Origin of the sequence: Vibrio sp. Sgm 5 (genome assembly GCF_026241575.1) — a bacterium.
Classification (GTDB): Bacteria; Pseudomonadota; Gammaproteobacteria; order Enterobacterales; family Vibrionaceae; genus Vibrio; species Vibrio jasicida.
The window spans coordinates 1-12,592 of the sequence record NZ_JAPHPY010000049.1 but is presented as its reverse complement, the minus strand read 5'-3'; the positions used below and the strand labels follow the sequence as shown (position 1 = coordinate 12,592).

Below are 12,592 nucleotides of genomic sequence, written 5' to 3'. Positions count from 1 at the left end.
TATTAGCCATTTCTGCAATCTAGAATCCGTTCATCAGAGTTTTTGGCTGGAAAAACCGTCCTGACTTATGTGGCACATCATACTGCACCTAGCGCATAAAAATAGTAAGTGGATCACCTTTTTCGCTTTTAATGCGTCAATAATTTGCAAAGTATGAACGGGATATTAATAACCCTTTATGGGTAGGTGTTTTTCCTCGACAAACATGGATTTTAAGAGTGCGAAAATAGCACTTTTCAACGATCAAATTTTATATATGCACCTTTATTCAAAGGGCGTTTTTTGTACAACGCATTCTCCCTATGATGAACACGCTTTTTTACAACGATTCGTTTGAGCTTAGTAGGCTTTTGCCATTACACTGAAATCAACAAAGGAGGGCATGTGTTTCCTATCTTATTATTGGCGTTTATTTTCGTCCCGATCATCGAAATCGGCCTATTTATTCAGGTGGGAGGCTTTTTAGGTCTTTGGCCTACGATTGCTTTAGTTCTGATCACCGCATTTGTTGGCGCGTCTTTGGTACGCAGCCAAGGCATCCAGACGTTGATGTCAGTGCAAGGTCGCTTAGAGCAAGGTGAGCTTCCGGCTCAACAGATTTTTGAAGGTGTGATGCTGGCAGTTGCAGGCGTATTGCTGTTAACACCAGGTTTCATGACCGACGCATTGGGTATGTTGGTGTTGCTTCCCGCGCCACGCGCTGCGATTGCGAAATACTTAATGAGCAAGATGGTGGTGAAGACCATGAATGGTGGCGGCTTCCAAGGTGGCTTCTCAAATCAAGGTCCCTATGAACAAGACCCGTTTCGTCGTGACCCATTCGATTCTCAATCGGACAACGGCAATACCTTCGAAGGTGAGTACGAGCGTAAAGACGACAATGATCGTAACAAGCTCAACTGATTTAATCGGTAAGTAAGAAAAGCAAAAGGGCGCATTCAGCGCCCTTTTTAGTATCCGTGATTTGGTGCGCTTACATTGCGCCTTCAAAACCCATTTGACGCCATGCTTCAAACGCGATGATCGCAACGGCATTAGAAAGGTTCAGGCTACGGGCATCTGGCATCATCGGGATGCGGATGCGCTGCTCCATTGGCAAGCTATCAATCACATCTGCTGGTAGTCCGCGAGTTTCTGGACCAAACATCAATACATCGCCTTCTTGATACTTCGCATCCACATGATGACCTGTGGTTTTGGTCGTACACGCAAATAGGCGGTAGTTGCCTTGTTTCTCTTTCTCTAAGTATTCCAAGAATGCTTGATAATCTTTATGACGCGTTACACGAGCCAAATCGTGGTAATCCAAACCTGCACGGCGGACTTTCTTCTCTTCTAGATCGAAACCCAGTGGCTCAATCAGGTGGAGATTCGCACCACAGTTAGCACACAGGCGAATGATGTTGCCGGTGTTCGGCGCGATTTCTGGTTCGTATAGAGCGATATCAAACATGGTATTGAATTAGGTTGGTCAAAAACAGACGGGCAGTATATACCCAAGTCACCTTGAGAAGCGAGATTCAAAACAATGACTTGGGGGCATAAGGGCGTGTAGGTAAACCTTGTCGCCCAGATGTTGAAAGGTTTAACTGAGTGCGCGAGCGTAGTTTTCTTCTACTGCGCGCCAGTTCACTACGTTCCACCATGCGTCAATGTACTCAGGACGACGGTTTTGGTAACTGATGTAGTAAGCGTGTTCCCAAACATCCAGCGCTAGAACTGGCTCACCTTGCACCGCGGCAACATCCATCAGAGGATTGTCTTGGTTGCTCGTGGAGGTAATCTGAATCTCTCCATCCTTTACGACTAACCAAGCGAAGCCAGAACCAAACGTATTGATAGCCGCTTGTGCGAATTCGTCTTTGAATTTTTCGAAGTCACCAAACTTATCGTTGATGGCTTGAGCGAGTGCACCTTGAGGCTCACCGCCACCATCCGGTGACATACAATTCCAATAAATGATGTGATTGTAGTATCCGCCACCGTTGTTTCGAATAGCTGGGCTGTGTTGAGAGATGCAAGCGAAGATGTCATCGAGGCTTTGGGTCTCGAGAGCGCTGCCTTTAGCGGCAGCCATAAATTTATCGTAATACGTTTTATGGTGTTTGCTGTAATGAACTTCCATGGTTTTCGCATCGATGTATGGTTCTAGTGCATCGTAGCGGTACGGAAGCTCTGGAAAAATATGCGACATTGTAAATCCTCCTTTATGAAGGATTTACTTTAATGTTAATGAAAATCATTATCAACTTTGATCTTTGTAAGGTTATTTGCCTACTTTGAGTAATGGCAGAGTAATCGTGACTCGTAACCCACCCAATGGGCTGCGACTCGCGACGATAGAACCGCTGTGTTGGCGGATGGCACTTTCGGTAATGGTTAAACCAAGACCGGTACCGCCAGAATGACGATCACGGGCTGTCGAGACTCGGTAAAATGGGCGGAAGATGGCTTCTAATTCTTCTTCAGGCACACCTTCACCATTGTCATCTACAATGATGTTCAAGGTGTCTGCGCTGTCTTGAATGTCGATCCTCACTTCATCTTTGCCATAGTAAATCGCATTACGAATGATGTTTTCTACCGCACTCATTAGTAGTTTTGGATTGCCAGAAATGCTGCGTTCAGGAAGGTTAGAGTAGTTCAGTACTTTGCCCATTTGTTCGGCTTCAAACTGCGCATCCTTAATAATCTCTTCCCACAAACTTACTATTGGCTGAGTCTCGCGCGTCATGTGACTGTTCACTTGCATGCGTGAAAGTTCGAGTAGTTCGGCGATCATCTGCTCTAAACGTTGCGCTTCGGTGTCGATTCGGGTCAGCTCTGGACTTTCCCCTTGCTTACGAGTCGCCAGCGCACTTGCCATACGCAAGCGAGTCAAAGGCGAACGTAACTCATGTGAAATGTCTGAGAGTAAACGCTGCTGGCCAGAAATCATCTGATTCACAGCCTCGACCATTTGGTTGAAGCTGGTTCCGGCTTGACGAAACTCGGTTGTGCCTTTCTCTAGATTAGGGTCGATGACAAACTCACCTTTCGCGACGCGTTGCGCTGCACTTTCCAAGCGTCGAGCGGGTTGGCTCAAAGCCCACGCTAACCAAAGCAATAACGGGGTACTCACGAGCATAACTGCAAGCAGCAATTGCAATGGGTGATCGAACAGGCGCAACATGATTGGTGGCGGCTCATTCCATTTAAAGCCGACGTACATTAACAGGTCCGAATTGGCGATTTTGATTGGCACGGGGCCTGCGATCATGTAGCGACCGTAAAGCTTTTGCTTCGGTTGGGACTGATCTTCAATGCTAGTGACAAAGTTTTGTAGCGCACGTAGCTTGAAATCTCTGTGACCTGATGAAGTTGTCAGTACGTTGCCTTCGTGATCGGAAAAGAAGATACGTGGACGCGGATCATGTTTACTGCGTCGCTGACCTTCGATGCTGAACAAAATCTTGCCGAGGTTATCTTGTTTGCGATACTTCTTCTCGATACCGTCACGTATTTCAATCATACGCTGATAGTGGTCTTGCGGGATGTCGCGTGCTTTCCGTGGGTCAAGGTGTGGTAATGACAGCACTGCCATCAGAACCAAAAACATGGTGAACCAAAAGATGGCAAAGATGCGTCCATACAAGCTGTTTATCTTCGGCAGTTTGAAGCGTGGTGCTCGCATTAATCCTCCTCAATCAGCATGTAGCCGCGCCCGCGTAGCGTCTTAATACGAGGCTTACCGTTACTTTGGTCTGGCAATTTTTTACGTAGGTTGGATACGTGCATATCGATCGCACGATCAAACGCGGCTAAGCGCTTGCCAAGTACATCTAAGCTCAAGGCTTCTTTAGTTAGCACTTGCCCAGGGTTTTGCACAAAGTGTGTCAGAAGAGCAAACTCTGTCGTCGTTAAATCTAACAACGTCTGTTCGCAGTATGCTTCTTGTTTGCCAGGGAAGAGTTTGATTTCTTGGTACTCAATGCAGTCACTGTTTTTCGCGCTCTTCTGGGTGCTGCTGGTACGGCGCAAAATCGCCCGGATCCGAGCGAGTAATTCGCGGTCGCTAAACGGTTTTGGTAGGTAATCATCGGCACCCAGTTCTAGGCCGATAACGCGGTCTATCTCTTCGCCTTTCGCCGTTAGCATAAGCACTGGCGTCTCCCAGTTTTCGCGCAGGCGTTTTAGGGTTTCCATTCCATTGAGTTTTGGCATCATGACATCGAGCAAAATAAGGTCAATTTCATCAGTGACAGCCGCGAGGCCTGCTTCTCCATCGTTGGCTTCACTGACGTTAAAACCTTCAAAGCTCAGTACCTCTTTAAGCAGACTGGTTAGCTCGGTATCATCATCAATCAAAAGAATGTTCGCCATTTGAGTACCTATTTATGATTCGTGGTTGCTTTAATATTACATGGGAATGATAGGTAACGAAGAGTGTAAAAATCACTCTTTACGATTCTTTACGGTCTCTATACGTCGCTTTACCTAGTAGGTCGTATTCTACACTCAAGCGCTGTGAGAACAGCTCAGAAGAATCACTAACCTGTGTAAGGAATCAAATTATGAAAACTGCAAAGAAACTAGTACTGGCTGCTGTTGTTCTACCACTAACTCTAGGTACAGCGAGCGCATTCGCATTTGGTGGTAAAGATCATAAAGGCCATCGCGGTGAATGCGGCAAAGGTATGGACCGTGGCATCATGCGTCAACTAGACCTGACTGATGCACAGAAAGACCAGCTAAAAGAAATGCGTGAAGCGAACAAAGCGGCGATGAAAGCAAAATTCGCAGATGGCCACGAAGCACACATGGCAGAGCGTCAAGCGCACCACGATAAAGTTCAAGCACTTCTATTGGCTGATAACTTCGATGAAGCCGCAGCAAACGACCTAGCAAAAGAGATGGTTGAGAAGCAAACTGAGCGTCGCGTTAAGATGCTAGAGAAGAAACACCAAATGCTGAGCGTGCTGACTCCTGAGCAAAAAACAAAATATGTTGAGCTACAAAAAGAGCGTCACCAAGAGTGTGGCGAAAAAATGCAAAAACGCATGCACAAGCACCACAACAGCTAATCGCTGAAAGATAAAGTAAAAGAGGTAGCCTGAGTGCTGCCTCTTTTTGATCTTGGCGATTTCATACTCATTCAATAATTCTCAAGGTATACTCAAAGTACGGTTTGAGTTAACTCTTTGATTATGAAACACGAATATGCACGTTTAGTCACGACCGCTGCTTGGACGGCGACCATTGTCGCGACGATTCTTTTAATAGTAAAAGTCATTACTTGGTGGGTGACGGGCTCTGTCAGTCTGCTTGCTTCCTTGATTGACTCGATGCTGGATATCGCCGCATCGGTCGTGAACCTTATTGTTGTACGCTATTCACTACAACCCGCTGATAGAGAACATACTTTTGGCCATGGTAAAGCGGAGTCGCTAGCAGCACTGGCGCAGGCAATGTTTATTTCTGGTTCTGCTGTCTTCTTGGTTCTTAATGGTATTGAGCGATTTTTCCGTCCACATGAGCTGAATTCACCTGAGCTAGGGGTTTATGTCTCTCTATTCGCTATGGTCGTTACTTTTGGACTCGTGATGTTCCAAAAGCATGTGGTACGTAAAACGGGTAGCCAAGCGATTGCTGCTGACTCACTGCATTATCAAACCGATTTATACATGAATGGCGCCATCATGGTGGCTTTAGGATTGAGCTATTTTGGGGTAACGCAAGCCGATGCAGTGTTTGCTGTGGGGATTGGTATCTTCATTTTGTACAGCGCATTCAAGATGGTCAGCGAAGCGATTCAGACGTTGCTCGATAGAAAGCTACCAGATGAAGAACTGGAGCAGATCCGTGAAGCCTGCATCAATGTTGAAGGTGTGTTAGGAGTCCATCAGCTAAGAACTCGCATGTCTGGGCCGACGCGCTTTATTCAATTGCATTTAGAGTTGGATGATCATCTACCTTTAATAAAAGCCCATCATATTGCCGATAAAGTTGAAGATAATTTGTTGGCGCTTTTCCCGGAAGCGGACGTCTTGATCCATCAGGATCCGTTGTCGGTCGTCTTTGGACCAGAGAAAGAACAAAAGGCGCAAGATTGGTAGCGGTCGAAAAATCAGACCAAGCGTAACGACAAATAGGCGCTTATTGGCTATCTTTCCATCACTACTGACTAAGAATCGTGATCCTGATGTGAATCAACGAAGTTGCAAAGAGAAACTGTAATACTCTTACATAAGTAGAAAAGTTACATAAAAAAGTGTGTTTTCATTGGTATTCCTGTAGAGGAAATGTAACATAACGCACAGTTCTGGATTATGCAGGTTGCTTGGTAACAAGGGGCCTAGAAGAAAATTAAATAAATTGATTGCCAAAGATCGAGGGTGAGCATGATTAAGAAGATCGGTGTTTTAACAAGTGGCGGTGACGCACCTGGTATGAACGCAGCAGTACGCGGCGTAGTTCGTACAGCACTATCTGAGGGATTGGAAGTTTACGGTGTTTACGATGGCTACCTAGGTCTTTACGAAGGCCGCATCGAGAAGCTAGATCGTTCTAGCGTTTCAGATGTGATCAACAAGGGTGGTACATTCCTAGGCTCTGCACGTTTCCCTGAATTCAAAGAAGTGGAAGTTCGTGAACAAGCGATTGAGAACCTGAAAAAGCACGGTATCGATGCACTTGTTGTTATCGGTGGTGACGGCTCTTACATGGGTGCTAAGAAACTGACTGAAATGGGCTACCCATGTATCGGTCTACCAGGCACAATCGATAACGATATCGCAGGTACGGATTACACAATCGGTTACCTAACTGCACTAAACACAGTTATCGATGCAATTGACCGTCTACGTGATACGTCTTCTTCTCACCAACGTATTTCTATCGTAGAAATCATGGGTCGTCACTGTGGTGACCTTACTCTGATGTCTGCAATTGCTGGTGGTTGTGAATACATCATCACGCCAGAAACTGGCCTAGATAAAGACAAGCTAATCAGCAACATCCAAGATGGCATCTCAAAAGGTAAGAAGCATGCGATCATCGCACTTACTGAGCTGATGATGGATGCAAACGAACTAGCGAAAGAGATCGAAGCAGCGACAGGTCGTGAGACTCGTGCGACGGTTCTTGGTCACATCCAACGTGGTGGCCGCCCAACAGCGTTCGACCGTGTTTTAGCATCTCGCATGGGTAACTACGCGGTTCATCTACTAATGGAAGGCCATGGCGGTCGTTGTGTTGGTATCGTGAAGGAGCAGCTAGTTCACCACGACATCATCGATGCAATCGAGAACATGAAGCGTCCAGTACGTAACGACCTATACCAAGTTGCTGAAGAGCTATTCTAAGCAACTGGTTAAAGTCAGAATAAAAAAAACCGCGGTTATCCGCGGTTTTTTATTATCTAACGTTTACGCTGATGGTTGGTGTTCTGCCAATGTTATTCTTCGCTCACGCAGTGCAAACCAATACCCTAATAGCCCGCCCATCGTATTCCCCAGCGCAATACCAATAAACAAACCTTCAATGCCATAAACGTGGCTACCAATCCAAGCTGCAGGCAAGGTAAATACGAATAAACGCATGAAGCTCCATTGGAAGGCACGCATTGGTTTGTGCATTGCGTTGTAGCCACTGACTAGCATCATCACAATCCCTTGGAAGCCATAACTAAATGGCACCACCAATAGGTAATGCCAAAGCAGATCTTTTACGGCGGCTTCCTGAGAGAACAAGGCTGCAAGAGGAATACTGAGTGGCACCATCATCAAGAAGATAAACCCTTGGAAGAGAACTGCAAACCGCATGCTGAGGAACCAACCGGAAAAGGCTCGAGCAGGATTATTTGCCCCAAAGTTCTGTGCCATAAATGGGGTGAGAGCGGAAGTGAGAGACATTAAAACCAACAACAGAATCGATTCAATTCGCTGAGCTGCGCCATAAGCTGCTACAGCAGCTGTCCCATGACTTGAAAGCAACATCATCAGGATTGCGCCCGATAATGGGGTCATTGCATTGGAGAGCGCTGCAGGAGTGCCGATTTTTAACGTTTGTTGCCAGTCTTGTTTGATGAATTGCCATTGCGGCGGGGCAAGTAGCTTCTCACGTTTGACGAGTAGGTAAAGCGAACCGCATAACGCGCCAAACCAACTGAAGGCACTAGCAATCGCCGCGCCTTGGATGCCCAATTCAGGGAAGGGCCCGTAACCAAAGATAAGCAATGGATCGAGAATACCGTTGATAAGCCCTGCCAGCATCATGATTTTAGCTGGAGTTTTGGTATCGCCGGTTGCGCGAATCGCACTATTGCCCGCCATTGGAATTACCAACAGAGGAATAGTGAGATACCAAACCTGCATATACTGTGCGATCAGCGGAATAGAATCTTCTTTCGCGCCTAAGAAGCTAAACAGCGGCTCGATAGTAAAAAAGCCTAGTGTTGAGGCGATCATCACCAGCACAACTGCCAGCAATAACCCGTGGCTGGTAAAGCGAGCTGCTTGAGGAGCATGGCCTTGACCTAACAGTCTACCAATATTGGTAGAAAGCCCCATGCCGATGCCCATGGTGATGCAGTTCACCGCAAAGGTGACGGGAAAGGTATAACTGATTGCTGCTAGGGCTTCTGTACCCAGCAACGAGATAAAAAAAGTATCGACCAAGTTAAACATCAAAATGGCAATCATGCCCATCGTCATCGGGATGGTCATTTTGCGTAAGGTGTCAGGAATGGGCGCGGTCAACAAACCATGCTTATCTTCGGCCTGATTGTCCGGCTTGTTTTTTTCCAGCATTTTTGATGTCTATCTGGTGAGGGAAACGCAAGGATACAAGAAAGCGAGATAGTGGGCGAGTGAGCATTTCGCACGCAAACCGTTGCCTAGCTGCTGGTTATTTTAACTAAGTCACAAAAAATTCACGTCTACCCCTTGGGATCGTTAGGTTTGCCCCTTATATAGTGATCACGTGCCCTACGCGGGCAATTATCAAATAAACATGAAAACTTTCAGGAGAGACGACCGATGAACATTCGTCCATTACATGACCGAGTTATCGTAGAACGTAAAGAAGTTGAATCAAAGTCAGCGGGTGGCATCGTTCTAACTGGTTCTGCTGCGGAAAAATCGACACGTGGTGTTGTTCTAGCTGTAGGTAAAGGCCGCATTCTAGAAAACGGCACAGTGCTACCGTTGGACGTTAAAGTTGGTGATACCGTTATCTTCGCTGAAGGTTACGGCACAAAGACTGAAAAAATCGACGGCAAAGAAGTGCTAGTAATGTCTGAAAACGACATTATGGCAATCGTTGAGTAATAGCAATCATTGAGTAATTTTTTGCTCTGATTCAAAAACGAAATCGAAAACAGAATTTAGAAAGGAAATCAAAGATGGCTGCTAAAGACGTTAAATTTGGTAATGACGCACGAGTTAAAATGCTAGAAGGCGTAAACGTTCTAGCGGACGCAGTAAAAGTAACACTGGGTCCTAAAGGTCGTAACGTTGTTCTAGACAAATCTTTTGGTGCACCAACGATCACCAAAGATGGTGTATCAGTAGCGCGTGAAATTGAACTGGAAGATAAATTCCAGAACATGGGCGCACAAATGGTTAAAGAAGTTGCGTCTAAAGCAAACGACGCAGCGGGTGACGGTACAACAACAGCAACGGTTCTTGCTCAAGCTATCATTACTGAAGGGTTGAAAGCGGTTGCTGCTGGTATGAACCCAATGGATCTTAAGCGTGGTATCGATAAAGCAGTTATCGCAGCGGTTGAGCAACTAAAAGAACTATCTGTTGAATGTAACGACACCAAAGCTATCGCACAGGTAGGTACTATCTCTGCAAACTCCGATGCAACAGTGGGTAACATCATTGCTGAAGCGATGGAAAAAGTAGGCCGTGATGGCGTGATTACCGTTGAAGAAGGTCAGGCTCTACAAGATGAGCTAGACGTAGTAGAAGGCATGCAGTTCGACCGCGGTTACCTATCTCCTTACTTCATTAACAACCAAGAAGCAGGCTCTGTTGATCTAGAAAGCCCATTCATCCTTCTAGTTGATAAGAAAATCTCGAACATTCGTGAGCTTCTTCCAACGCTAGAAGCCGTTGCTAAAGCGTCTCGTCCACTGCTTATCATCGCTGAAGATGTAGAAGGCGAAGCACTAGCAACGCTAGTAGTAAACAACATGCGTGGTATCGTGAAAGTCGCTGCTGTTAAAGCTCCTGGTTTCGGCGACCGTCGTAAAGCAATGCTACAAGACATCGCTATCCTAACTGGCGGTATCGTGATTTCTGAAGAGATCGGTCTAGAGCTTGAAAAAGTAACGCTAGAAGATCTAGGTCAAGCTAAACGTGTAACTATCACTAAAGAAAACTCAACCATCATCGATGGTGCGGGTGAAGAAGCGATGATCCAAGGTCGCGTTGCTCAAATTCGTCAACAAATCGAAGACGCAACATCAGACTACGACAAAGAAAAGCTTCAAGAACGTGTTGCTAAGCTAGCTGGCGGCGTTGCAGTAATCAAAGTTGGTGCAGCAACTGAAGTTGAAATGAAAGAGAAGAAAGACCGCGTAGAAGATGCACTTCACGCAACTCGCGCAGCGGTTGAAGAAGGTGTCGTTGCTGGTGGTGGTGTTGCACTTATCCGCGCTGCATCTAAAGTTGCTGGTCTTGAAGGCGACAATGAAGAGCAAAACGTAGGTATCCGTGTTGCACTACGTGCAATGGAAGCACCTATCCGTCAAATCACTAAGAACGCGGGTGATGAAGAATCTGTGGTTGCTAACAATGTTCGTGCTGGCGAAGGTAACTACGGTTACAACGCAGCAACGGGCGAATACGGCGACATGATTGCAATGGGTATCCTAGATCCAACGAAAGTAACTCGTTCTGCTCTACAATTCGCAGCATCAGTAGCGGGTCTAATGATCACGACTGAAGCGATGGTGACTGACCTACCACAAAAAGAAAGCGCAGGCATGCCTGACATGGGTGGTATGGGCGGTATGGGTGGCATGGGCGGCATGATGTAATAGCCAGCCTATCTCTTTGCTCTAAGGCTTGATAACAGCGTCGAGCATGCTCATTTACTAGCGTAAACTGCGCGTGCTCTCCTTGTTCTAAAACCTTATAGCGGTGAGCTAGACTACCGATAAAGTTCGATAAGCCGAGGTGAATGCCTCGGTTTTTTTGTGCCGGTAACTTCGGTATTGAGCCTTTCTTGCGTGAGTTTGTAGGTCTATTCTTACTTTTCCTTTTTAATCTGATAGTTAGCCAGTACTTATTACGCTTAATTTTTATCAGATTAACTGGTTTAAAAATGCGCAACTGTGCGGGTATTGTGCGTAATTCGTCAGGGAAAATGCAGATAAATAACTATGATGAATCAATTGCTTTATTTGTCAGACAGTTAAATATGACTTCCAGCTAACAGTTGTTGATTCAAAATGGCGCAAAATTTGTACATTACACTATGTTGTAAAACAACTATTCCCTCCATGGAGATGAAAATGAAAAAGCTTATGACGTCTTTGGCTGTTGCAGCCGTAATCGCTTCACCTGTTGCTCTTGCTGATAGCTCGCCAGTTATGTTCTCTACCATCGACAACACTAACGCGCCTTCTAACTCTTCTGTTGGTGGTGTTCGCCTTGCGGTATTACATGGCCAAGTAAACGAAGTAAAAGGTGTCGACTTTTCGGTTCTGGGTATGTCTGAAACAGACCGCACAACAGGTGTGAACTTCGGTTTGTTCTTTGGTGCTTCTAAAGTTAATCAAGAAATGACGGGTGCATCACTCGGTCTTCTTAACTGGAACGAAGGCCAAACTAATGGTGTTAACTTAGGTGCAGTGAACATCACGAACAATGTAAAAGGTCTAAACTGGAGTGCAGTGAACTACTCAGAAGGTTACACAATGGCAGACATCGGTTTGGCAAGCATCTCTAAAAAATCTAACTTCCAGTTAGGTTTCTTCAATATGACTGACCAAATCGACGGTGTTCAAATTGGTCTACTAAACTGTGCGGATAACGGCTTCTTCAAGTGTTTCCCTATCGTGAACTTTGCTAAATAAGTTAAGTTGTCGCCACGAACACACGGATAAAAAAGACCCCGAGGAATATCGGGGTCTTTTTTTGTCTGTGGATCTCATTCTGAAATGTGTTTAGGCATTTAGGACGAACAAGGCTACTTCATGATCCTGGTTGAGGCTTTTCGCTGCTGCATCCTTTGATGCACACCGCGGCGTAGAGCTTTAACGCGATTTTCTGCTCTATCCACGCCAAGCAAGACCGTCAATGCCAAAACAGTAATTACGACGGATTGCGTCAGATAGCCAAGGCCTATCATCAAGCCGAGACCTGCCAATACCCAAATCACTGCAGCGGATGTCACCCCATGGATCTTGCCGTCTTGTGTCATCATCACCCCTGCACCTAAAAAGCCCACACCAGTGATTATCTGGCCAAGTACACGCGCTTGGTCGAGCGTATTAGGTGAGAGCGAGACGGCCATCGACATAAATAACCTGAACTCGGGATAAAAATAGAAGTGAACTAAAAGCTGGTTCTGCGATCAGATCTTTCAACCAAGAGAG

The 12,592-nt window shown here is 45.9% G+C and carries 12 protein-coding genes and 1 pseudogene; 7 read left to right on the top strand and 6 right to left on the bottom strand.

The features are described from left to right. Positions 1–384 precede the first annotated feature (384 nt). Entirely contained in the window at positions 385–903 is a 519-nt protein-coding gene (locus OQJ86_RS21210) for an FxsA family protein (RefSeq protein ID WP_038870971.1), read from the top strand. Positions 904–973: 70 nt separating this feature from the next. Here OQJ86_RS21210 and trmL read toward each other — a convergent pair whose 3' ends face one another. The 4 genes from trmL to OQJ86_RS21190 all read right to left on the bottom strand — a co-directional run bounded on the left by trmL (position 974) and on the right by OQJ86_RS21190 (position 4,362). Next, positions 974–1,453 (bottom strand): tRNA (uridine(34)/cytosine(34)/5-carboxymethylaminomethyluridine(34)-2'-O)-methyltransferase TrmL, encoded by a 480-nt coding sequence (trmL, locus tag OQJ86_RS21205; protein WP_012126507.1) that lies wholly within the window; start codon positions 1,451–1,453, stop codon positions 974–976. 132 nt (positions 1,454–1,585) lie between these two features. Next, positions 1,586–2,194: a superoxide dismutase gene (locus OQJ86_RS21200; RefSeq protein ID WP_038870975.1), complete on the bottom strand. Its 609-nt coding sequence runs from the start codon at positions 2,192–2,194 to the stop codon at positions 1,586–1,588. A 72-nt stretch (positions 2,195–2,266) separates the two neighbouring features. Continuing rightward, a complete protein-coding gene (gene cpxA / locus OQJ86_RS21195) occupies positions 2,267–3,673 on the bottom strand; it encodes an envelope stress sensor histidine kinase CpxA (RefSeq protein ID WP_042602250.1) in 1,407 nt (468 codons plus the stop codon). Beyond that, positions 3,673–4,362, bottom strand: coding sequence for a response regulator (locus OQJ86_RS21190; protein ID WP_038870981.1), 690 nt, complete (start codon positions 4,360–4,362; stop codon positions 3,673–3,675). The genes cpxA and OQJ86_RS21190 overlap by 1 nt, the downstream gene beginning before the upstream one ends. 191 nt (positions 4,363–4,553) lie before the next feature. Here OQJ86_RS21190 and OQJ86_RS21185 point away from each other — a divergent pair, with 191 nt between their 5' ends. The 3 genes from OQJ86_RS21185 to pfkA all read left to right on the top strand — a co-directional run bounded on the left by OQJ86_RS21185 (position 4,554) and on the right by pfkA (position 7,343). Further along, complete coding sequence (locus OQJ86_RS21185) at positions 4,554–5,063, top strand: CpxP family protein (RefSeq protein ID WP_038870983.1); 510 nt, start codon at positions 4,554–4,556, stop codon at positions 5,061–5,063. Between the two features lie 123 nt (positions 5,064–5,186). Continuing rightward, entirely contained in the window at positions 5,187–6,095 is a 909-nt protein-coding gene (gene fieF / locus OQJ86_RS21180; protein ID WP_063344344.1) for a CDF family cation-efflux transporter FieF, read from the top strand. Between the two features lie 285 nt (positions 6,096–6,380). Further along, complete coding sequence (gene pfkA, locus OQJ86_RS21175) at positions 6,381–7,343, top strand: 6-phosphofructokinase (protein WP_038870987.1); 963 nt, start codon at positions 6,381–6,383, stop codon at positions 7,341–7,343. A gap of 63 nt (positions 7,344–7,406) precedes the next feature. On the opposite strand, the gene OQJ86_RS21170 is transcribed toward pfkA, so the two are convergent. Then, on the bottom strand, positions 7,407–8,789 hold the full coding sequence (locus OQJ86_RS21170; protein WP_038870989.1) for an MATE family efflux transporter: 1,383 nt from the start codon (positions 8,787–8,789) through the stop codon (positions 7,407–7,409). 228 nt (positions 8,790–9,017) lie between these two features. On the opposite strand from OQJ86_RS21170, the gene OQJ86_RS21165 reads away from it, so the two are divergent. The 3 genes from OQJ86_RS21165 to OQJ86_RS21155 all read left to right on the top strand — a co-directional run bounded on the left by OQJ86_RS21165 (position 9,018) and on the right by OQJ86_RS21155 (position 12,070). Beyond that, positions 9,018–9,308, top strand: a complete 291-nt coding sequence (locus OQJ86_RS21165; RefSeq protein WP_005381516.1) for a co-chaperone GroES — start codon at positions 9,018–9,020, stop codon at positions 9,306–9,308. A 74-nt stretch (positions 9,309–9,382) separates the two neighbouring features. Then, a complete protein-coding gene (gene groL, locus OQJ86_RS21160; protein ID WP_038870992.1) occupies positions 9,383–11,029 on the top strand; it encodes a chaperonin GroEL in 1,647 nt (548 codons plus the stop codon). A 477-nt stretch (positions 11,030–11,506) separates the two neighbouring features. After that, positions 11,507–12,070, top strand: a complete 564-nt coding sequence (locus OQJ86_RS21155; RefSeq protein WP_038870994.1) for a VC2662 family protein — start codon at positions 11,507–11,509, stop codon at positions 12,068–12,070. 113 nt (positions 12,071–12,183) lie between these two features. On the opposite strand, the pseudogene OQJ86_RS21150 reads toward OQJ86_RS21155, so the two are convergent. Beyond that, positions 12,184–12,522, bottom strand: a pseudogene (locus OQJ86_RS21150) (MgtC/SapB family protein); the annotation flags it as partial. Positions 12,523–12,592: the final 70 nt, after the last annotated feature.

Excerpts from the sequence above, each read along its gene's own strand:
- fieF (WP_063344344.1), top strand. The coding sequence starts at position 5,187 with ATGAAACACGAATATGCACGTTTAGTCACGACCGCTGCTTGGACGGCG.
- cpxA (WP_042602250.1), bottom strand. The coding sequence starts at position 3,673 with ATGCGAGCACCACGCTTCAAACTGCCGAAGATAAACAGCTTGTATGGA.
- groL (WP_038870992.1), top strand. The coding sequence starts at position 9,383 with ATGGCTGCTAAAGACGTTAAATTTGGTAATGACGCACGAGTTAAAATG.
- OQJ86_RS21200 (WP_038870975.1), bottom strand. The coding sequence starts at position 2,194 with ATGTCGCATATTTTTCCAGAGCTTCCGTACCGCTACGATGCACTAGAA.
- OQJ86_RS21185 (WP_038870983.1), top strand. The coding sequence starts at position 4,554 with ATGAAAACTGCAAAGAAACTAGTACTGGCTGCTGTTGTTCTACCACTA.
- OQJ86_RS21155 (WP_038870994.1), top strand. The coding sequence starts at position 11,507 with ATGAAAAAGCTTATGACGTCTTTGGCTGTTGCAGCCGTAATCGCTTCA.
- pfkA (WP_038870987.1), top strand. The coding sequence starts at position 6,381 with ATGATTAAGAAGATCGGTGTTTTAACAAGTGGCGGTGACGCACCTGGT.
- OQJ86_RS21170 (WP_038870989.1), bottom strand. The coding sequence starts at position 8,789 with ATGCTGGAAAAAAACAAGCCGGACAATCAGGCCGAAGATAAGCATGGT.
- OQJ86_RS21165 (WP_005381516.1), top strand. The coding sequence starts at position 9,018 with ATGAACATTCGTCCATTACATGACCGAGTTATCGTAGAACGTAAAGAA.
- trmL (WP_012126507.1), bottom strand. The coding sequence starts at position 1,453 with ATGTTTGATATCGCTCTATACGAACCAGAAATCGCGCCGAACACCGGC.
- OQJ86_RS21190 (WP_038870981.1), bottom strand. The coding sequence starts at position 4,362 with ATGGCGAACATTCTTTTGATTGATGATGATACCGAGCTAACCAGTCTG.